This is a genomic window from Kitasatospora sp. NPDC056800 (genome assembly GCF_042789775.1).
GTDB lineage: Bacteria > Actinomycetota > Actinomycetes > Streptomycetales > Streptomycetaceae > Kitasatospora.
In genome coordinates, this window is sequence record NZ_JBHUAL010000178.1 from 1 (window position 1) to 20162 (window position 20162).

The following is a 20162-nucleotide window of genomic DNA, read 5'->3' on the forward strand; positions in this document are numbered from 1 at the left end:
CCCTCCCATCCGAAGCCGACCCAATCCAGTGATCCGTCCGCGAGCTCATCAGCGACTCCCTTGAGCAGGGTGTCCACCGAAATTCTGATACTCCCACGGGCGGGGCCGCTCGGCAGCCGGGGAGCGGGCCCAGGCAGGAGAAGGCCCATGGCCCCGGCCCACCTTGCGGGGGCGGACGGCCGCCGGACGACGGGCGACGGAGCGGGTCTCGTCGCGGTGCGGGGCCGGTGGGGAGGGCGGCCCCAGGCCTGGCCGCTGCTGGATGGGCGCGGGCCCGATGGGCAGGACCGTGGGCGGCCCCGGGCCTGCGGGGCCGGGTGGGTGGGGCAGCGCCGGAGGGTGCCGGGCCGGTGGGCGGGGCGGCCCCGGGCTCGGGGTGGCGAGATGGTGCGACGGCCAAGGGAACGGGTGGGGCGGGGAAAATCTGGTGGTGGTGGGTAGGGACCGGGCGGGGACCAGTCGGTAGGCTCCGTGGCATGGAGCATGAGGTTGTCGTCCCGATGTCCGCCGAGCTGGTGCGGCAGGCCTTGCAGGATCCGGCGCTGCTGGCGCGGAGCGTGCCGGGGCTGAGCACCGAGCCGGCCGCGGTCGGGTCCGGTGCGGCCGAGGAGATCGGCGGCCGGCTGAAGCTGCGGATCGGCGGCTCCACGATCACGTACAAGGGCGTGCTGTCGCTGATCGAGGGCCGGGAGGGCGTGCTGACCGTGCTCGCCGAGGGCGAGGAGGCCCGGGGCAGCGGTGAGGCGACCGCCACCGTCCGGGTCAGCGTCGTGGACGGCGCCGAGGAGGGCACCGCGGCGATCCGCTTCACCGGCGACCTGAGCGCCACCGGCCGGCTGACCGAGTTCGACGAGGAGACCCTCGACGCCACCGGCCGCCGTCTGCTGGACAGGTTCGCCGCCGCGCTGGTCGCCCCGGAGGGCGAGCAGCCGCAGGACCTGGACGAGCAGGAGGACCAGGCCGCGGAGACCTCGACCGGCGCGGGTGTGGTCTTCATCGAGGAGCGCCAGGACCAGCCCGGCGACGACCTGGACGACGACCTCTCCGACCTGATCGCCTTCTCCGATGCCGACGCCGAGCGCTTCGGTCTGCCCACCGGCTCCGCCGACGACGACGAGGACGACGTCGATGGCGAGGGCGAGGCCGCGGACGGCTCCGCCGAGCAGGACGGCGTCGCCGAGGAGCTGCCCGCCGAGCCGCTCTTCGCGTACGAGGACGAGCCGGTGCTCTCCGGCCCGGTGCGCCGCAGCATCGTCGGCCGGTCCGCCGAGGAGGTGGACCACGCCCCGCCGCGCGGCCCGTACGCCCCGGCGCTGCCCGCCCGCAGCGCGCGGGCCCGGGCGGCCTCCCGCTGGGGCGGGGAGGCCGGCGGGATCGTGGTGCCGGGCGCCGGCGGCCGCAACGCGGTGCCGTGGGTGATCGGCGGCTCGGTGGCCCTGCTGGGCGGTGCCGTGGTGCTGGTCAGGGCGCTGCGCCGCCGCTGACCGGGCGCCGGCCGGGCGCGAGCCCGGAGAGCCGCGGGGACTGCCAGGGCCTAGACTGAACGCTCATGAGCAACGACCGCGACGCCCTGCTGGCACAGATCAAGGACAAGGCCGTCGTGCACGGCAAGGTCACCCTCTCCTCCGGCAAGGAGGCCGACTACTACGTCGACCTGCGCCGGATCACGCTGGACGGCGTGGCCGCCCCGCTGGTCGGCCGGGTGATGCTGGACGCGACCTCGCACCTGGAGTACGACGCCGTCGGCGGTCTGACCCTGGGCGCCGACCCGGTGGCCGCCTCGATGCTGCACGCCGCCGCCGCGCGCGGGCAGCAGCTGGACGCCTTCGTGGTCCGCAAGACCGGCAAGGCGCACGGCCTGCAGCGCCGGATCGAGGGCCCGGAGGTCAAGGGCCGCCGGGTGCTGGCCGTCGAGGACACCTCCACCACGGGCGGCTCGGTGCTGACCGCCGTGGAGGCGCTGCGCGAGGCGGGCGCCGAGGTGGTCGGCGTCGCGGTGATCGTGGAGCGCGGCGGCGCGGCCGCCGTCGAGGCCCAGGGCCTGGAGTACGTGACCGCGTACACCCTGGACGACCTGGGTCTCTGACCCCGACCCGCCGGGACGACAAGGCCGGGACGACGAACGACCGAGGGCCGGTGCTGTTTCACGTGAAACAGCACCGGCCCTCGCCGTGTCCGGAGCGGCGGGCGCTCAGCCCCGCCGGTGCCGGCCGCCGCCGGCCTGGACCTGGCTCTCCTCGTCGACCTCGGCGCCGACGCCGGCCCGCTTCTTCTTCCGCTCGCGCATGACCTCGATCAGGATCGGCGAGATGGACAGCAGGACGATCAGCAGCACCGCCGGGATCAGGTACTTGTCGATCACCGGGGCGAGCGCGTCACCGAAGAAGTAGCCGATCAGCAGCATGGACTCGGTCCACAGCACGCCGCCGATCACGTTCCAGACGAAGAAGGTCCGGGCGGGCATCTCCAAGGTGCCGGCGACCGGGTTCAGGAAGGTGCGGATGATCGGCATGAAGCGGGCCAGCACGACGGCCTTGCCGGAGCCGAACTTGTTGAAGTACTCCTCCGCCTTCACCACGTAGTCGCGGCGGAAGATCTTCGAATCGGGCTTGTCGAACATCTTCGGCCCGACCTTGGCGCCGATCAGGTGCCCGAGCTGGGCGCCGGCGATCGCCGCGATCGGGCAGCCGATCAGCAGGACGGCGATCGGCAGCTTGGCGCCGTCACCGAGCACCGAGGAGGCTGCGTTCGAGGCGGCGACGCCCGCGAGGATCAGCAGCGAGTCACCCGGGAAGAAGAAGCCGACCAGCAGGCCGGTCTCCGCGAAGATGATCGCGATCAGCCCGATGGCGCCGAGGGACGAGATCAGGGATTTGGCGTCGAGCAGGTTGACGGCCAGCTGGTTGTAGTCCACGGGCGCAGGATAGCGGGCGCACCTTGCCGGCGACGCGGGCGTACCGTGCCGACGGCGCCCGGCCGGGACCGGTTCCGGCCCCCGCCGGGGCCGCCCGGGTGCCGCCGTGCGCCCGTACCGTGCGACGTTCCGCATGGCGGGCTCCTGCTGACCCGCGGGCACGAGTCTGGGAAGATGGCACAGGCGTCCGGTCCGCGGTGGCACACCACCCTCATGGCCGTACCGCGCAGGTCGCCGCGAACGTGCCGGAGAGCCACCACCGCAACGCCGCGCGTCGGCGGGCCGGCACGGAGTCGTCACGAAGGCGTACACAGCGTCGGACAGCACCGTCCGTACGCCGCAACCCGACAGGAGCGGATCGCATGCCCATCGCAACTCCCGAGGTCTACAACGAGATGCTCGACCGGGCCAAGGCGGGCAAGTTCGCCTACCCGGCCATCAACGTCACGTCGTCGCAGACCCTGCACGCCGCGCTGCGTGGTTTCGCCGAGGCCGAGAGCGACGGCATCATCCAGATCTCGACCGGTGGCGCGGAGTTCCTGGGCGGCCAGCACAGCAAGGACATGGTGACCGGCGCGGTCGCGCTCGCCGAGTTCGCCCACATCGTCGCCGCCAAGTACGACGTCACCGTCGCGCTGCACACCGACCACTGCCCGAAGGACAAGCTGGACGGCTACGTCCGCCCGCTGCTGGCGGTCTCCGCCGAGCGCGTGGCCAAGGGCGAGAACCCGCTGTTCCAGTCGCACATGTGGGACGGCTCGGCCGAGACCCTCGCCGACAACCTGGCCATCGCCCAGGAGCTGCTGGCCCAGGCCGCCGCCGCCAAGATCATCCTCGAGGTCGAGATCACCCCGACCGGCGGCGAGGAGGACGGCGTCACCCACGAGATCAACGACGAGCTGTACACCACCGTCAACGACGCCGTGCGCACCGCCGAGGCGCTGGGCCTGGGCGAGCAGGGCCGCTACCTGCTGGCCGCCTCCTTCGGCAACGTGCACGGCGTGTACAAGCCGGGCAACGTCGTGCTGAAGCCGGAGCTGCTGCGCGAGCTGCAGGACGCGATCGGCAAGCAGTACGGCAAGACCGACCCGTTCGACTTCGTCTTCCACGGCGGCTCGGGCTCGACCGCCGAGGAGATCGCCACCGCGCTGGAGAACGGCGTCGTGAAGATGAACCTGGACACCGACACCCAGTACGCCTTCACCCGCCCGGTGGCCGGCCACATGTTCGCCAACTACGACGGCGTGCTGAAGGTCGACGGCGAGGTCGGCAAGAAGAACACCTACGACCCGCGCACCTGGGGCAAGCTGGCCGAGGCCGGCATGGCCGCCCGCGTGCGCGAGGCCGCCGAGCAGCTGCGTTCGGCGGGCAAGCGCCTGAAGTGAGGCCCGCGCCCCGCGTAGGACCCGCGCCCCGAGCGTGAGAAACGGGTGCCCCCGGCGGACTCCGCCGGGGGCACCCGTACGTCGGGGGTGTCTACCGCTCTACAGCTCTGCCGCTCTCTACGGCTCTACCGATCTCTACGGCTCTGCCGCTCGACCGCTCTACTGCTTGAGCTCCGCGTACGCCTCCGCGCTGCTGTCCTTCAGGAACTGCCAGCAGCGGGCCTCCTCCTCGGTCTCCTTGATCGCGCCGGCCGCCCGGGCGAGCGCCGCCAGGCAGCGCAGGAAGCCGCGGTTGCCGCGGTGCTCCCACGGCACCGGGCCGTGGCCCTTCCAGCCGTTGCGCCGCAGCGCGTCCAGACCACGGTGGTAGCCGGTACGGGCGTAGGCGTACGACTCGACGTACCGGCCCGCCGCGTAGGCGTCGTCGGCCAGCATCGCCCAGGCGAGGCAGAAGACCGGGAACTCGGCCGCCACCTGGGTCGGGGAGGCCGATTCCTCCGCCAGCATCCGGTAGGGCCGCTCCTCCTCCGGGAGCAGGGTCGGTTCGGGACCGTCGAGAAGATTCCTGTGAATCGCCATGCCCTGAAGTCTGCCACCCGAGACGCAGGGGTCAACCGCCGTCCCGGACGGGCGGCCGCCACGGGCACCGGCGCCGCCCACGGGAAGGTGGACATTCACCCGTTCGCCATGCCAGTGTGAAGATCATGTCTGCAGCCCGATCCGTCGGCAGGCGCACCGCACCGCCCCGGAAGGGCGGTCGCCGACGCCGCCGGCAGCGGCGCAGACCCGGTCCTGGCATGCTCACGGCACTGGTGCTCTCCGTGCTGGTGCTGGGCGCCACGGCGGTCATGCTGAACCGCCCCTCGGCGACCCCGGCCACCACCCCGACCACCCAGGCGAGGGTCGCCCCGCCGGCCGAGCAGGCCGCCACGGCGGCACCGGCGCCGGCTCCCGCACCGACCGACACCCCGCCGCCCCTGCCGGCCCCGACACCGACCCCGCCGCCCGCCCCCGCCGCGCCGGACCCCGGCCCCGCCAAGGGCGCGGGCACCTTCACCGTCGCCCCCGCCACCGCCAAGCCGGTCGGGCGCGGCACCGTGCGCCGCTACCGGGTCGAGGTCGAGGACGGCATCGGCATCGACGCCCCGGCCGCCGCCGCGCAGGTCCACGGCATCCTCGGCGACAAGCGCGGCTGGACCAACGACCGCAAGAACGGCTTCCAGCTGGTCGCCGACGGCCCGTACGACTTCACCGTGAAGATCGCCTCACCGGCCACCGTGGACCGGATCTGCGGCGCCTCCGGACTGGACACCCACGGCGAGGTCAACTGCAACGTCGGCAACCAGGTGCTCGTCAACTCCAAGCGCTGGAACACCGGTTCACCGCAGTTCAGCGGCCCGCTGGAGGAGTACCGGGCACTGATCGTCAACCACGAGGTGGGCCACCGGATCGGCCACGGGCACGAGGGCTGCCCGGGCGAGGGCAAGCCCGCGCCCGCGATGATGCAGCAGATCTACGGTCTCAAGGGCTGCGCGCCCAACGCCTGGCCGTACTCGGCGGAGGGCACCTACCTCAGCGGGCCGTCCGTCCCGTAGCCCGCGGGACCGGAGCCGCACCGGGGAGCCGGTCAGCCGAGCACCGGCAGGTACTCCCGCAGGTCGCTGCGCTCCCCCGAGGCGGACACCTCGGCCGCGTCCACCGCCGCCGCCCAGTCCGTCCGGCCGGTGGCCAGCCGGATCCAGGTCAACGGGTCGGTCTCCACCACGTTGGGCGGGGTGCCCCGGGTGTGCCGGGGGCCCTCGACGGCCTGCACCACCGCGTACGGCGGGATCCGCAGCTCGACCGCGCCGCCCGGGGCGCGGTCGGCGAAGGCGTCGGCCAGCAGCCGGGTGACGGCCGCGACGGCCTGCCGGTCGTGCGGGAACGCCGGGAGGGCCCGGGAGGCCGCGGAGACCGGGAAGGCCGAGGAGACCGGGGAGCCGGGGAAGGCGTCGGGCCCGAGCGCGGCGGCCAGGTCGTCGGCGTGCACGACCGTCTCCACCAGCCTGGTCACCAGCATGTCGGAGAGCGTCATCGAACCCAGCCGGATCTCGAACCGCCGCGCCGGGTCGGCGGCTTCGGGCCGCTCCAGCAGGGCGAGCAGCGCGTCCGCGGCCCGGCCGAAGGCGGCCGCCACCGAGGCCGCGTCCCCGGCGAACTCCGCCGCGCCCCGCTCCCGGGCCTGCTCGTCCAGCAGCGGCGCGACGGTGGCGACCCCGGCCGCCCAGCCCGACAGGTCCAGCGGTGCCCGCCCCTGCGGCTGGTCGTCCAGGTGCGCCGGGACGTAGTCGAGTTGGACGGCCAGGTGGGCGAGCAGTTCGCGGACCCGCCACCGCCCCAGCCGGGTCGGCAGGTCCAGCTGCTCCGTGCTGAGCGCGTCCACGGCGGCACGCAGCGCCCTGGTCTGGGCGGCCAGCGCGGCGCGGACCTTCTGCGGCTGGTACGTACGGGGCTTGGCAGGCATGGGGCTCAACATACGCCGAGGGGCGGACGGTTCCGGAGAACCGCCCGCCCCTCGAACAGGCCGATCAGGCCAGCAGGGCCTCGATGACGCCGGTGTGGGCGTCCTTCAGCTCCGCCAGCGAGACGCTGAACTGGCCCTGGACGTCCAGGCTGTCGCCGTCCACGACACCGATCCGGGCGGCCGGCAGGCCGCGCGCGGTGCACATGTCGTTGAAGCGGAGCTCCTCGCTGCGCGGCACCGCCACGACGGCGCGGCCGGCCGACTCCGAGAACAGCAGGACGAACGGGTCCTGGCCCTCGGGCAGGACGATCCGCGCACCGTGGCCGCCCTTGAGGCAGCTCTCCACGAGCGCCTGGCCGAGGCCGCCGTCGGACAGGTCGTGCGCGGCGTCGATCATGCCGTCGCGCGAGGCGGCGATCAGGATGTCGCCGAGCAGCCGCTCGCGCTCCAGGTCCACCGCGGGCGGCAGGCCGCCGAGGTGGTCGTGGACGGCCTGCGACCAGGCCGAGCCGCCGAGCTCGTCCGCCGTGTCGCCGAGCAGGTAGAGCAGCTGCCCCTCCTCGGCGAAGGCCAGCGGGGTGCGCCGGGTGACGTCGTCGATGACGCCGAGCACCGCGACCACCGGGGTCGGGTGGATGGCGACCTCGCCGGTCTGGTTGTACAGCGAGACGTTGCCGCCGGTGACCGGGGTGCCGAGCACCAGGCAGGCGTCGGCCAGGCCGCGGGTGGCCTCGGCGAACTGCCACATCACGTCCGGGTCCTCGGGGGAGCCGAAGTTGAGGCAGTCGGAGACGGCGAGCGGCTTGGCACCGCCGGCCGCGACGTTGCGGTACGCCTCGGCCAGGGCCAGCTGGGCGCCGGTGTACGGGTCCAGCTTGGCGAAGCGGCCGTTGCCGTCGGTGGCGACCGAGACGCCGAGGTTGGTCTCCTCGTCGATCCGGATCATGCCCGAGTCCTCGCCGACCGAGAGCACGGTGTTGCCGAGCACGTAGCGGTCGTACTGGTCGGTGATCCAGGACTTGGAGGCCTGGTTCGGGTGGCTCGCGACCTTCAGCAGGTCGGCCTTGAGGCCCTCGCCGGTGGTCGGGCGGGCCAGCCGCTCGGCGGTCGGGGCGTCGGCCTGAAGCGCGTCCTGCCAGCTGGGGCGGGCGTACGGGCGCTGGTAGGTCGGGCCCTCGTGGGCGACGGTGCGCGGCGGGACGTCCACCACGAGCTCGCCGTGCCAGTAGATCTCCAGGCGCTCGCCGTCGGTCACCTCACCGATGACGTTGGCGATGACGTCCCACTTCTCGCAGATCTCCAGGAAGCGGTCGATCTTGTCGGGCTCCACGATCGCGCACATGCGCTCCTGCGACTCGCTCATGAGGATCTCCTCCGGCGAGAGCGTGTGGTCGCGCAGGTGCACGGTGTCGAGCTCGATCCGCATGCCGCCGGAGCCGGCCGAGGCCAGCTCGCTGGTGGCGCAGGACAGGCCGGCGCCGCCGAGGTCCTGGATGCCCTTGACGAGCTTCTCCCGGAAGATCTCCAGGGTGCACTCGATCAGGAGCTTCTCCTGGAACGGGTCGCCGACCTGGACCGCCGGGCGCTTGGCCGGCTTGGTGTCGTCGAAGGTCTCGGAGGCGAGCACCGAGACGCCGCCGATGCCGTCGCCACCGGTGCGGGCGCCGTACAGCACGACCTTGTTGCCGGCGCCGGAGGCCTGCGCGAGGTGGATGTCCTCGTGCTTCATGACGCCCACGCACAGCGCGTTGACCAGCGGGTTGCCCTGGTAGCAGGAGTCGAAGACGACCTCGCCGCCGATGTTCGGCAGGCCCAGGCAGTTGCCGTAGCCGCCGATGCCCGCGACGATCCCGGGCAGCACGCGCCGGGTGTCCGGGTGGTCGGCCGCACCGAAGCGCAGCGGGTCCATCACGGCGACCGGGCGGGCGCCCATCGCCAGGATGTCGCGCACGATGCCGCCGATGCCGGTGGCCGCGCCCTGGTAGGGCTCGATGTACGACGGGTGGTTGTGCGACTCGACCTTGAAGGTGACCGCGTAGCCCTGGCCGACGTCGACGACACCGGCGTTCTCGCCGATGCCGACGAGCATCGCGTCCGAATCCGGCTTCTTCTCGCCGAACTGCTTCAGGTGGACCTTGCTGCTCTTGTACGAACAGTGCTCCGACCACATGACCGAGTACATGGCGAGCTCGGCGCCGGTGGGACGGCGGCCGAGGATCTCGCGGATGCGCGCGTACTCGTCCTCCTTGAGGCCGAGGTCGGCCCAGGGCTGGGCGGCGTCCGGGGTCTGCTCGGCGTTCTTGACGGTGTCGAGGCTCATCAGGCGTTCACCAGCTGCTTCAGGACGGAAGTGAAGAAGCCCAGGCCCTCGGTGGTCGGACCGGTGAGCGGCTCCACGGCGTGCTCCGGGTGCGGCATCAGGCCGACGACATTGCCGGCGGCGTTGGTGATGCCGGCGATGTCGCGGTACGAACCGTTCGGGTTGACGTCCAGGTAACGGGCGACGACCCGGCCCTCCGCCTCCAGCTCGTCGAGCACCCGCTCCTCGGCGACGAAGCGGCCCTCGCCGTTCTTCAGCGGGACGACGATTTCCTGGCCGGCGGAGTAATCCCCGGTCCAGGCGGTGCCGGCGTTCTCGATGCGCAGCTTCTGGTCGCGGCAGATGAAGTGCAGCGAGTCGTTCCGGGTGAGCGCACCGGGCAGCAGGTGCGATTCGCAGAGCACCTGGAAGCCGTTGCAGATACCGAGCACCGGCATTCCGAGCTTCGCCTGCTCGATGACGGTCTCCATCACCGGCGAGAACCGGGAGATGGCACCGCAGCGCAGATAGTCGCCGTAGCTGAATCCGCCCGGCAGGACGACGGCGTCGACCTGGTGGAGATCCTTGTCACGGTGCCAGAGGGCGACCGGCTCGGCGCCGGCGAGACGGACCGCCCGCCGGGCGTCGCGGTCGTCGAGGGAGCCGGGGAAAGTGACGACGCCGACGCGGGTGGTCACTTGCCCTCCTCCTCGACCCGGACGGTGAAGTCCTCGATCACGGTGTTGGCGAGAAAGGTCTCGGCGGCTTCGCGGATACGGGCGAGCGCCGCGTCGTCGACCGGGCCCTCCACATCCAGCTCGAAACGCTTGCCCTGGCGGACGTCGGCGATCCCGGTGAATCCGAGACGGGGCAGTGCACGCTGCACCGCCTGTCCCTGGGGGTCGAGGATCTCCGGCTTGAGCATGACGTCGACTACGACGCGTGCCACTGGCACTCCCGGTGGTGTCTTCGGTGAGGCGGGGGAACTCCAGACTACCGGTGGTTTCGGGCAGGATTGCTGGCCGGGCATAGCGACGCGCGTAGACCCCAGACCCTTACGCAGCAAGGGATCCAGCGCCCCGATCACCTGCCCGGGCCGGCCGGTTTCCCCGGATTCGGCACTCGGAACGACGCCCTCCGGAGAACACCCGAATACGGCACTTGGGGACAGAACCGCCCGACCCGCACATCGGTATCAAGGAACCCGCCGAAGAGACGTGAATATCCGGAAAAGAATGCCGGACTCTTCGATTTCGGCCCCCTTCGGGTGCAGAATAGGGCCACCTGTCGCGGCAAGTGCTGCGTATCAGGCGAGCCGCCCGGCCCGCCCGTACGCGCTTGCGCGAGTTGGTGCACATCAGGCCCCGGTACCCCCTCGGACCGGCGGCCGAATTGCCCGAGAGGATTGACACCCATGGCTCAGCGTGTAGTTGTCACGCTCTCCGACGACCTGGACGGCGGCGCCGCCGCCGAAACCGTCCACTTCGGCGTCGACGGAAAGTCGTACGAGATCGACCTGTCCGTGGACAACGCGGAAAAGCTGCGGGAGGCCCTCGCTCCGTTCGTCGCCGCCGGCCGCCGGCAGAGCCGCACCGGAAAGTCCTTCCGGCGCACCGCCCTCACCCCGGACCCGGCCGCCGTCCGCGCCTGGGCCCTGTCCCGCGGGATGGAACTGCCGGCCCGCGGCCGCATCCCCAAGCACGTGTACGAGGCGTTCGCCGAGGCGAACTGACCCCGCGGGGAGCCCGCTCCCCGGTCGCCCCGCCCGCCCGGTCCGAAAGGGTGGGGCGACCACCCCGAACGATGCTGTAGAGTATTCCTCGTCGCCGCAACGGAGAGATCCGAAGAGGCGGCGGGTGCCCCACCAGGCACCATGCGGACGTGGCTCAGTTGGTAGAGCATCACCTTGCCAAGGTGAGGGTCGCGAGTTCGAATCTCGTCGTCCGCTCGCAGTGCGCGAGCACAGCACAACTCAATAGTTTGACCTGCGGACGTGGCTCAGTTGGTAGAGCATCACCTTGCCAAGGTGAGGGTCGCGAGTTCGAATCTCGTCGTCCGCTCAGATACGAAGGGCCCCCTCAATCGAGGGGGCCCTTCGGCATTCCCTCCCGGGGCGTCCCGGCACCCCCGCACCCGGCGGCCGGCGATATCGGCCATGACATTTGTCATCGCCGACCCGTGCGTCCCCACCGCGATGTCATGACGGCTCGCACTGCCCGTACCGCCCGGCCGACGGGAGGCTTGGGGCATGGAAACGAGCCGGCCCTCCCGCCCCAGCGACGACGTGATCGAGGTCACCGACCTGCACCGCCACTACGGCGGCGGCAGCACCGGGTACCACGCCGTGCGCGGCGTCGACCTGACCGTCCGCCGCGGCGAGCTGTTCGCCCTGCTCGGCACCAACGGGGCCGGCAAGACCTCCACCATGGAGGTCATCGAGGGCCTGGCCGCGCCCACCGGCGGCACCGTCCGGGTGCTCGGCCGGGACCCCTTCACGGAGCGCGGCGCCGTCCGCCCGCGGATCGGCATCATGCTCCAGGAGGGCGGCTTCTCCGGCGAGCTCACCGCCGCCGAGACCGGCCGCACCTGGGCCGGGATGACCAGCGGCGCCCGCCCGGTCGCGGAGGCGCTGGAGCTGGTCGGCCTCGGCCACCGGGCGAACGTCCGGGTCAAGCAGCTGTCCGGCGGCGAGAAGCGCCGGCTGGACCTCGCGATGGCCCTGCTCGGCCGCCCCGAGGTGCTCTTCCTGGACGAGCCCAGCACCGGCCTCGACCCGGAGGCCCGCGCCGCCGTCTGGCGGCTGGTCCGCGAGCTGCGCGCCCAGGGCACCACGGTGCTGCTCACCACGCACTACCTGGAGGAGGCCGAGGAGCTGGCCGACCGGCTGGCCATCATGCACGGCGGCCAGGTCGTCACCTCCGGCACCGTCGCCGAGGTGATCGCCGGCAGGCCCTCCCGGATCTCCTTCGAACTGCCCGAGTTCACCGGGACCGCGCTGCCCCTCCTGCCCGGCGCCGAGCTGTCCGTCGACGGCCGCAAGGTCACCGTGCAGACCGTCGGGCTCCAGGACACCCTCACCGACCTGCTCGGCTGGGCCCGGCACCACGGCATCGCGCTCGGCGCGCTGGACGCCCGCAGCGCCTCGCTGGAGGAGGCCTTCCTCGCGATCGCCTCCGAGGCCGCCCACCAGCACCCCCCGCAGGCGCCCGCCGCCACCCGCCCCGCCCGCCGCCGCCTGATCGGATCCGCCCGATGACCACCGCCACCGCCACCGCCGCCACCACCGCCGGTCCGCAGAGCACCGCCGTCCGCCGGCTGCTCGCCCTCGGCCGGGCCGAGGCCACCCTGCTGCTGCGCAACCGCACGGCCCTGTTCACCGCCCTGGTGCTGCCGCTGTTCCTGGTCGTCGTCCTCCGGAGCACGCTGGCGCAGCAGGCCGAGTCCAACCCCGGCCTGGACGTCGACTCGCTGCTGGTCTACGGCTCGGTCGGGATGGTCCTGGCCTTCGTCGTGTACTACAACCTGACCGCCGCGTACGTCGGACGGCGCGGCGAGCTGGTCCTCAAGCGGCTGCGCACCGGCGAGGCCCGGGACATCGAGATCCTGCTCGGCACCGCCGTCCCCTCGCTCACCCTCGGCCTGCTGATGGCCGCCCTGATCGGGATCGGCGGCAGCGTCGCCCTGCACCTGACCGTGCCGGTCAACCCGCTGCTGATGCTGGTCGGCCTGCTGCTGGCGCTGGCCACCATGATCGCCCTGGCCGCGCTGTCCAGCGCCTTCACCAGGACCGTGGAGAGCGCCGGCATCACCACCCTGCCGGTCATGCTGGTCATGCAGTTCGGCTCCGGCCTGTTCGTCCCGCTGGACGTCATGCCCGAGCAGCTGGCGAACATCTGCCGCCTGCTGCCGACCACCCCGGCCTTCCAGCTGATCCGCGTCGGCTGGTTCGGCACCGACGGCTCGGCCGCCGCGACCGGTTTCGCCGGCTCCTGGGGCGCCGCCGGCTCGCACCTGGTCACCGGGGGCATCTGGCTCGCCCTCGCGGTCTGGGGCGCGGTGCGCTACTTCCGCTGGGAGCCGCGCCGCTGAGCATCCGGCAGTAATCCGAAGGAACGCCCCCGGTCCGACCTCTGATATGAAGGCAGCAAGCATGATCGTGGTCGAACTGGGGGCGGAAGAAATGAGAATGCGGTCGCCGCTTCGCAGCTGGACGAGCCTGAGCAATCCCCAGCGCACCGAGCTGTACCTGCGCTGGTCGCTCTACCTGATGGCGCTGTTCATCCTGCCCGGCATCCTGCTCACCGTCGGGAGCGTCGCCGACCAGGCCGAGAACATCCCGGTGATCCGGATCTCCCTGCTGATCGGACTCGCCGTCACCCTGGTGCTGCTGCGGGCCTACCGCACCGCGCTCGACCACTACCTGGGCCGCCCCGCCGACCACCGGCTCTGGACCGCCCTCTCGGCCGGCCTCGCGGTGGCCGGCTCCTGGACGGTCCTGCTGTTCGGGCCCGCCGACGGCGGGACGCGGAGCCCGGGCGGCGCGCCCTTCACCCCGTTCGTCGCCAGCGTCCTGCTGATCGCCTCCTTCGGGCCGGTGTGCGTGGCGCTGACCCCGCGCTGGGCCGCCGTCACCGGGGTGGGCATGCTGGCGGCCGTCTTCCCGGCCGGGGTGCTGTCCGGGGGCGACCCCGCCGGCGTCGCCGGGTACCTGACCGGACTGACCATCGGCATGGCCTTCATCGGCTTCAGCTGCCGCAGCTTCGCCTGGCTGACCTCGATCGTCTGGGAACTGGACACCGCCCGCGAGGCGCAGTCCCGGCTGGCCGTCGCCGAGGAGCGGCTGCGCTTCTCCCGCGACCTGCACGACGTGATGGGCCGCAACCTCACCACCATCGCGCTGAAGAGCGAGCTCGCCGTGCAGCTCGCCCGCCGGGGCCGCACCGAGGCCGCCGACCAGATGGCCGAGGTGCAGAAGATCGCCCAGGAGTCGCAGCGCGAGGTCCGGGACGTCATCCGCGGCTACCGCACCGCCGACCTGCACGCCGAGGCGATCGGCGCCCGCGCGGTGCTGCGCTCGGCCGACGTCGTCTGCGAGATCGACCTCGGCGAGCAGGCGGACGAGCTGCCGGCCCCGGTCCAGTCGGTGTTCGGCTGGGTCATCCGCGAGGCCACCACCAACGTGCTGCGGCACAGCGAGGCCGACCGCTGCCTGATCCGGCTGCGGACCGAGGACGGACGGGCCGTGCTGGAGCTGGAGAATGACGGGGTGCCCGACGTCCCGTTCCCCTCCCAGGGCAGCGGCACCGGGCTGCGCGGACTGCGCGAACGGCTCGCCGCCCACGGCGGCGAGCTGGCCGTGCCGACCGCCGGGCAGGGCGTCTTCCGGATGCTCGCCACCGTCCCGCTGCCGAGCTGAGGAAGAAAGACCGCCCGATGACCGAGAACGCCGCGCCCGTCCGCGTCCTGCTCGCCGACGACGAGCACCTGATCCGGGGCGCGCTGGCCGCGCTGCTCTCGCTGGAGGACGACATCGAGGTGGTCGCCCAGGCCGGCTCCGGGACGGAGGCGCTGGCGATGGCCCAGGCGCACCGCCCGGACGTCGCGGTGCTGGACCTCCAGATGCCCGGCAAGGACGGCATCGAGGTGGCCGCCGCGCTGCGGCTGCTGCTGCCGGACTGCCGCTGCATGATCGTCACCGGCCACGGCCGCCCCGGCTACCTGAAGCGGGCCCTGGAGGTCGGGGTGCGCGGCTTCCTGCCGAAGACCGTCTCGGCGGCCGACCTGGCGGGCATCATCCGGACCGTGCGCTCCGGCGGCCGGTACGTGGACCCGGAGCTGGCGGCGGACGCGATCAGCGCCGGCGAGACCCCGCTGACCCCGCGCGAGACGGACGTCCTGGAGCTGGCCGCGGACGGCACCCCGATCGCCGAGATCGCCGAGCGCGCCTCGCTCTCCCAGGGCACCGTGCGCAACTACCTGTCCTCGGCGGCCACCAAGCTGGGCGCGGAGAACCGGCACGCGGCGGTGCGGATCGCCCGCGAGCACGGCTGGATCTGAGGGATCCGGCGCCCGCGGGCGATCGTTCCGGGCTCAGGCCCAGGTGGTGCCGGTCAGCCGCTCGTACACCTCGATGTACCGGGCCCGGGTCTGCTCGACGATCTCGGTCGGCAGCGCCGGCGGCGGCTGCTCGCCGTGGCGGTCCCAGCCGGAGGCCGGGGAGACCAGCCAGTCGCGGATCAGCTGCTTGTCGAAGGACGGCTGCGAGCGGCCCGGCTGCCACTGGTCGGCGGGCCAGTAGCGGGAGGAGTCCGGGGTGAGCACCTCGTCGCCGATCAGCAGCTCGCCGTCCAGCAGGCCGAACTCGAACTTGGTGTCGGCCAGGATGATGCCGCGCTCGCGGGCGATGTCCCGGGCCCGGGCGTAGACGTCCAGGGTGGTGCGGCGCAGCTGGGCGGCGAGCTCGGCGCCGATCCGGCGGGCGGTCTCCTCGTAGGAGACGTTCTCGTCGTGCTCGCCGACCTCGGCCTTGAGCGCCGGGGTGTAGATCGGGGCGGGCAGCTCGGAGCTGTTCTCCAGGCCCTCGGGCAGCGCGATGCCGCAGACCGTGCGGCTCTCCTGGTACTCGGCCAGGCCGGAGCCGGCCAGGTAGCCGCGGGCGACCGCCTCGACCGGGACCATCTCCAGGCTGCGGCAGACCAGCGTGCGGCCCTTCCAGTCGGCCGGGGCGCCGGCCGGGACCTCGGTGGAGATCACGTGGTTGGGGACGATGTCCGCGATCCGCTCGAACCACCACAGCGACAGCTGGGTGAGGATGCGGCCCTTGTCCGGGATCTCGTTCGGCAGCACCCAGTCGTGGGCGGACGTCCGGTCGCTGGCCACCATGACCAGCTCGCCCGATCCGGTGCGGTAGAGGTCGCGCACCTTGCCGGTGTGCAGGTGGACCAGGCCGGGTACCTGGACCGGCTCGGGCTTGGTGACAAATCCGCTCAAGGTGTTCAGTCCTCAGGGGTCGTTCGCGGGTGGGGCACCGCGAAAGGGGAGGTCACTGCCCCCGCAGTCTTTCACGACCGGGTTCGCCCGCCCCGACCCGTCCCCGGCCTCGGGGGACGGAGCGCCTAGTTCTTGCACAGTCGGTCCAGCAGGTTGGCGGTGGCCCGCTGGATCCGCTCGTCGGTCAGGCCCGGGCGGCCCAGTGCGGGCGACCAGGCGAAGGTGCCCGCCGCGAAGACGTACGCGCCGCTGGGCGCCCGGTACAGCGAGGTCTCCTGGTAGCGGGTGCGGCCGCCCAGGTCCTGGTACGGCGAGTGCGCCAGCAGCACCCGCTCGATGTGCTCGGGCAGCGCCACCTTGGGGTAGTAGCGGTCGGCCTCGCCGGCGACCAGCCCGGGCAGCTCGTCGCCCTCCTGGAGGCCGGTGCCGTCCCAGAGCCAGTGCGCGGTGTGCCGGGCGACCAGCGGGACGGGCGCGGCGACCCGCCCCGAGTACTGCACCCCGAGCAGCTGCTGCTCGGGCTCCCCGGCGTCCCGCCACAGCGCGCTGGCCGCGCCGGGCGCCCCGGCGGCCGGGCTGCCGGGGCGGACCTTCTGCCGCTTGCGGCAGTTGAGCAGCCGGTTGGGCTCGCCGGAGGCGGCGGCGCTCAGCTCGACCCGCCAGTACATGGTGTTGGCGGAGAGGAACACCAGCGAGGTGCCGCCGTCCCGGGCCCGCTCGGCGGCCCGGCGCATCGGCTCGGACCAGTACTCGTCGTGGCCGGGGAAGACCAGCGCCCGGTGCCGGGACGGGTCCACCAGGCCGGCGTGCAGGTCGGTGGCGGTGGCGTAGGAGAGGTCGTAGCCGAAGCGCTCGGCCCAGCGGATGAAGTCGTACGCGTGGCCGACGTGCAGCGGCAGTCCGGCGGTGGCGTGCGGGCGGTCGAAGGAGACGGTGACGGCCGCCTCCGGCTCGCCGACCAGACCGCCCAGGCCGTCCCAGGCGTGGTAGAGGCTGGCGCCGGTGCGGCCGTCCTCGGGGAACAGGTTGTACGCCTGCCAGGTCACGTCCGGGAGCACCAGGAGCAGCTCGGCGGTGCGCGCCCGCTCGTCGAAGTCCCGGACGGTGAAGGGGATGTGGCTGCGGTGCAGCATGTCCGCGGTGGTCAGCACGGCGACGTACGAGCCGGGCTTCCAGTGCGCCGGGATCTGGAGCCGCCAGGAGTGCCACCAGTGGTGGCAGGAGACCGTCCGGTCGACCACCAGCGGGGCGGGCTGGGCGAGGCCGGAGATCAGCGGGCTGGAGGTCATGTGGCGGGCGCCGTCGCCGCCGTAGTGGCCGATCCGGAAGACGTCCACGGTGAACTCGCGGGGCGGGTTGACGGTGACCCGGAAGTCCACCGAGCCGCCGGGGCGGATCACCCCGGCCGAGGCGAAGCCCTTGATCTGCTGGTCCACGTCGTTGGCGCCCTGCGGGCTGCCGACCGACGGTTTGGGTCGGGTGCCCGCGGCCAGCGGCTGCTGGCCGGGCGCGTCCACCGAGACGTACCAGGGGACGGCGCCCTCCGCCCCCGCCAGGTACTGGTCCGGGCTGCGCAGCCAGGGCAGCGGCCCCTGACCGAAGGGGTCGGAGACGCTGTAGGCGTGCGTCCCCGACTCCCAGCGGCGGTTGAGTTCGGTCCCCACGCGCCCCTCCCAGGTGCACTTCCGCCCGGTGGCACGTGCCCCCCGGATGTGCGTGCGGTCTAATACACCACAGAGTGCTGCCGTAACGTCACCCTCCGGTAGCAATTGGTGCAGGGAATCTCGCGCGCCTCCCGGGCAGGGCCTCCGGCCTGCGAAGACGCCGGGCGGCCAACCGATTTGGGGGCGCGCACCGGGGCACCGAGCGCCCTCCTGGAACGCCTGGGACGTCAGAGGCGGACGGGTTTCTCGAGACGGACGTCGGCCGCGTCCAGCCAGGCGCGCAGCGGGCCGTCCTGGCCCTGTTCGACGGCCTGGGCGACCGGGCCGGCCAGGTCGGTGCGGCGCACCCCGCCGAGCAGCAGCACCGGGCCGTCCAGCCAGTCCAGGCCGGGGGCGCCGCCGGCGGTGTCCACGGCGGCGCAGCAGACCATCGCGGTGACGTGGTCGACCAGCAGGTCGCGGCCGCTGCGGTCGGGTTCGAGCAGCGGGGCCGGGGCGGTGGTGCGGGCCAGCTGGGCGGCGAGCGCGGCGGCCAGCAGCTCGCCGTCGCCCTCGGCGAGCCGGCCCAGCAGCCGGGTGAGGGTCGGAGCGCCCGGGCGGGACTGCGGGGCGAGCCGGTCCAGGGCGGTCTGCAGGGCGGCGGCGCCCGCCCGCCAGCCGGCGTCCACCACCTCGGCCGGGTAGTCGGCCCACTCCAGCTCGTGCCAGCCGCCGGCCGCCGGGCGGCCGAAGAACAGGTCGGCGGCGAGCCGGGAGACCGCCCGGTCGACGGTGCCGGGCTCCTCCAGCAGGTCGCAGGCGGGGCGGTCGCCGAGCCGGCTGCCGTAGCCGTCGGCCAGCCGGTCGCGCCGGGACAGCTCGGTGAGCGCGGAGACCACGCCGGCGTTGAGGTGGGCCGGGTGGCGGCCGAGCCGCCAGGCGGGCAGCGCGACCCGGGTGAGCAGCCGGTCCCAGCCCGCGTAGGCCAGGCCGACCTGCTCCTGGGCGGCGATCCGCAGGCCGTAGTCGACCGCCCTGGCCTGCTCGGAGGCCCAGCCCGCGACCGAGCGCTCCAGCTCGGCGGAGTGGCCCCGGCAGGCGCCGAGCAGCCGGCGGACGACCCGGCGGACGACCCGGTCGGCGAGTGCGGCCGGACCGCGCCGGGGCGGCCGGGGCGGGGCGGCCAGGATGCCGCCGCCGAGGCCGGGGGCCGTGCCGCCGCCGGAGTCCAGGCAGGCGTCCAGGCGGCGCAGGAAGCGCCGGGCGGCGGCGATCTCCGGGTCGGCGGAGGCGGCGGTGCCGGCCACCACGGGGGCGAGCAGGGCCCGCAGCTCGCCGGCCCGCATCCACCAGAGGAAGGGAGAGCCGATCACCAGGACGGGGGCGGGCTCGGCCGGGTCCGGCTGCGGCGGCGCGGCCGTCGGCCGGGCGGACGGGACGTCCTCCAGCCAGCTGTCGCAGTCCGGGGTGAGGGCGACGGCGGAGGGCGCGGGCACGTCCAGCCGGTCCGCCAGTTCGTCGATCAGCCGGTACAGCTCGGGTGCCTCGGCGCGGTCCAGCGGGACGGCCGGGGTGGACGGCGGGACGGCCCGGCGCAGGGCCCGGGCGGTCAGCCCGGCCACCAGCAGGGTCAGCGCGGCGACCGCGCAGACCGCCCAGCGGGCGGCGTCCCAGCCGGCCGCGTCGGCGGCCCCGGGCGCGCCGATCCGGCCGGTGAACCGGCCCGCGAGCAGGACCACCGCGACGGCGGTGGGCAGGGCGGCGGCGGCCCGGGCGAGGCCTCGGACCCGCAGGACCGCCTGGGCGTGAGCGCGCGCGATGTCGACTGCTGCCATACGGTGCGGCACCCCCTTCGGAGCCCTCGGGCGCCCGGCTTCGGGCCCTGAGCCGACTCGAAATGATCAGTTCCGACCGGGAAGCGGAGGCGTCCGATCCCCGGTAGTGCATGCTGCGTGGCGCTACTGACATTTTCGACGCCCCGGTCCGGGTGGGCGTTCCGGATCACCCCGGTTTCCACTCGTCCCGGTGACACTGCCCGGATTCCGGACGCCGGCGGCCGGTCCGGTGCGAAGCACCCGACGACCGCCCGGCCGGACGCCGTCCAGCATCCCCCCGTGGGAGCACCGCTACCCGGCGGCGACCCCGGCGCACGGGCCCCGCGCACCGCGATCCAGCGCACCATAAGGCCGCGCAGCCGGTTGCGTCAGCCGGATGCGGGTGCTGTCACCCGATGGGCTGGAATCCGTCGGCCGAACGGTGAGTCCGCCCCGGTGGCCCCTCCAGCCCCGAAACGCCCGGGGCACTGCGCCCATGGGGGTTGACCGGCCAGCTCGGTTGTTCGAGCTTCGCTCGCCCCTGCCGGCGGCCCCCGCCACGGGCCCGAGCGGGGCCGTCACACGCCGCGGCCCCCGTGCGAACGGTTCGCACG

General features: G+C 73.4%; 18 protein-coding genes and 2 tRNA genes. 11 read left to right on the forward strand and 9 right to left on the reverse strand.

All coding sequences use genetic code 11. From position 1 onward, the window contains the following. Window positions 1–476: 476 nt before the first annotated feature. Both ACFRQN_RS30720 and pyrE read left to right on the forward strand, forming a co-directional pair. Complete coding sequence (locus tag ACFRQN_RS30720; protein ID WP_380743509.1) at window positions 477–1484, forward strand: hypothetical protein; 1008 nt, start codon at window positions 477–479, stop codon at window positions 1482–1484. A gap of 65 nt (window positions 1485–1549) precedes the next feature. Beyond that, window positions 1550–2086, forward strand: a complete 537-nt coding sequence (gene pyrE / locus ACFRQN_RS30725; RefSeq protein ID WP_049659651.1) for an orotate phosphoribosyltransferase — start codon at window positions 1550–1552, stop codon at window positions 2084–2086. Window positions 2087–2191: 105 nt separating this feature from the next. Here pyrE and ACFRQN_RS30730 read toward each other — a convergent pair whose 3' ends face one another. Beyond that, window positions 2192–2914: a DedA family protein gene (locus tag ACFRQN_RS30730; protein WP_049659650.1), complete on the reverse strand. Its 723-nt coding sequence runs from the start codon at window positions 2912–2914 to the stop codon at window positions 2192–2194. Window positions 2915–3276: 362 nt separating this feature from the next. Here ACFRQN_RS30730 and fbaA point away from each other — a divergent pair, with 362 nt between their 5' ends. Further along, complete coding sequence (fbaA, locus tag ACFRQN_RS30735; protein WP_049659648.1) at window positions 3277–4299, forward strand: class II fructose-bisphosphate aldolase; 1023 nt, start codon at window positions 3277–3279, stop codon at window positions 4297–4299. Between the two features lie 159 nt (window positions 4300–4458). On the opposite strand, the gene ACFRQN_RS30740 is transcribed toward fbaA, so the two are convergent. Then, entirely contained in the window at window positions 4459–4878 is a 420-nt protein-coding gene (locus tag ACFRQN_RS30740) for a DUF3151 domain-containing protein (protein WP_049659647.1), read from the reverse strand. Between the two features lie 218 nt (window positions 4879–5096). On the opposite strand from ACFRQN_RS30740, the gene ACFRQN_RS30745 reads away from it, so the two are divergent. Then, the gene (locus ACFRQN_RS30745) at window positions 5097–5894 is read left to right on the forward strand and encodes a DUF3152 domain-containing protein (RefSeq protein WP_380743511.1); all 798 of its coding nucleotides are present in this window, start codon (window positions 5097–5099) and stop codon (window positions 5892–5894) included. 32 nt (window positions 5895–5926) lie between these two features. Here the strand turns inward: ACFRQN_RS30745 and ACFRQN_RS30750 are convergent, their stop codons facing one another. The 4 genes from ACFRQN_RS30750 to purS form a co-directional block, all read right to left on the reverse strand. Continuing rightward, entirely contained in the window at window positions 5927–6802 is an 876-nt protein-coding gene (locus tag ACFRQN_RS30750) for a sterol carrier family protein (RefSeq protein WP_380743513.1), read from the reverse strand. 64 nt (window positions 6803–6866) lie between these two features. Next, entirely contained in the window at window positions 6867–9122 is a 2256-nt protein-coding gene (purL, locus tag ACFRQN_RS30755; RefSeq protein ID WP_380743515.1) for a phosphoribosylformylglycinamidine synthase subunit PurL, read from the reverse strand. Continuing rightward, window positions 9122–9799 (reverse strand): phosphoribosylformylglycinamidine synthase subunit PurQ, encoded by a 678-nt coding sequence (purQ, locus tag ACFRQN_RS30760; RefSeq protein WP_380667109.1) that lies wholly within the window; start codon window positions 9797–9799, stop codon window positions 9122–9124. The genes purL and purQ overlap by 1 nt, the downstream gene beginning before the upstream one ends. Next, window positions 9796–10050, reverse strand: a complete 255-nt coding sequence (gene purS, locus ACFRQN_RS30765) for a phosphoribosylformylglycinamidine synthase subunit PurS (RefSeq protein WP_049654013.1) — start codon at window positions 10048–10050, stop codon at window positions 9796–9798. The genes purQ and purS overlap by 4 nt, the downstream gene beginning before the upstream one ends. Before the next feature lie 465 nt (window positions 10051–10515). Here purS and ACFRQN_RS30770 point away from each other — a divergent pair, with 465 nt between their 5' ends. The 7 genes from ACFRQN_RS30770 (at window position 10516) to ACFRQN_RS30800 (ending at window position 15158) form a co-directional block, all read left to right on the forward strand. Further along, window positions 10516–10833 carry an Lsr2 family protein gene (locus tag ACFRQN_RS30770; protein WP_030056585.1) on the forward strand — a complete coding sequence of 106 codons (318 nt, stop codon included), beginning with the start codon at window positions 10516–10518 and terminating at the stop codon, window positions 10831–10833. A 143-nt stretch (window positions 10834–10976) separates the two neighbouring features. Continuing rightward, window positions 10977–11049 (forward strand) — tRNA-Gly (locus ACFRQN_RS30775). A 39-nt stretch (window positions 11050–11088) separates the two neighbouring features. Continuing rightward, a tRNA-Gly gene (locus ACFRQN_RS30780) sits at window positions 11089–11161 on the forward strand. A 188-nt stretch (window positions 11162–11349) separates the two neighbouring features. Further along, a complete protein-coding gene (locus tag ACFRQN_RS30785) occupies window positions 11350–12357 on the forward strand; it encodes an ABC transporter ATP-binding protein (RefSeq protein WP_074001868.1) in 1008 nt (335 codons plus the stop codon). Further along, window positions 12354–13190, forward strand: a complete 837-nt coding sequence (locus ACFRQN_RS30790) for an ABC transporter permease (RefSeq protein WP_380743517.1) — start codon at window positions 12354–12356, stop codon at window positions 13188–13190. Before ACFRQN_RS30785 ends, ACFRQN_RS30790 begins: the two co-directional genes overlap by 4 nt. Before the next feature lie 97 nt (window positions 13191–13287). Continuing rightward, the gene (locus ACFRQN_RS30795) at window positions 13288–14517 is read left to right on the forward strand and encodes a sensor histidine kinase (RefSeq protein WP_079271987.1); all 1230 of its coding nucleotides are present in this window, start codon (window positions 13288–13290) and stop codon (window positions 14515–14517) included. A gap of 17 nt (window positions 14518–14534) precedes the next feature. After that, on the forward strand, window positions 14535–15158 hold the full coding sequence (locus ACFRQN_RS30800) for a response regulator transcription factor (RefSeq protein WP_049654019.1): 624 nt from the start codon (window positions 14535–14537) through the stop codon (window positions 15156–15158). 33 nt (window positions 15159–15191) lie between these two features. On the opposite strand, the gene ACFRQN_RS30805 is transcribed toward ACFRQN_RS30800, so the two are convergent. From ACFRQN_RS30805 to ACFRQN_RS30815, 3 genes are all read right to left on the reverse strand, one after another. Then, window positions 15192–16091, reverse strand: coding sequence for a phosphoribosylaminoimidazolesuccinocarboxamide synthase (locus tag ACFRQN_RS30805; RefSeq protein ID WP_049654021.1), 900 nt, complete (start codon window positions 16089–16091; stop codon window positions 15192–15194). Between the two features lie 125 nt (window positions 16092–16216). After that, window positions 16217–17755 carry a N,N-dimethylformamidase beta subunit family domain-containing protein gene (locus ACFRQN_RS30810; RefSeq protein ID WP_049654022.1) on the reverse strand — a complete coding sequence of 513 codons (1539 nt, stop codon included), beginning with the start codon at window positions 17753–17755 and terminating at the stop codon, window positions 16217–16219. Window positions 17756–17982: 227 nt separating this feature from the next. Further along, window positions 17983–19569 (reverse strand): hypothetical protein, encoded by a 1587-nt coding sequence (locus tag ACFRQN_RS30815; RefSeq protein ID WP_375875056.1) that lies wholly within the window; start codon window positions 19567–19569, stop codon window positions 17983–17985. Window positions 19570–20162: the final 593 nt, after the last annotated feature.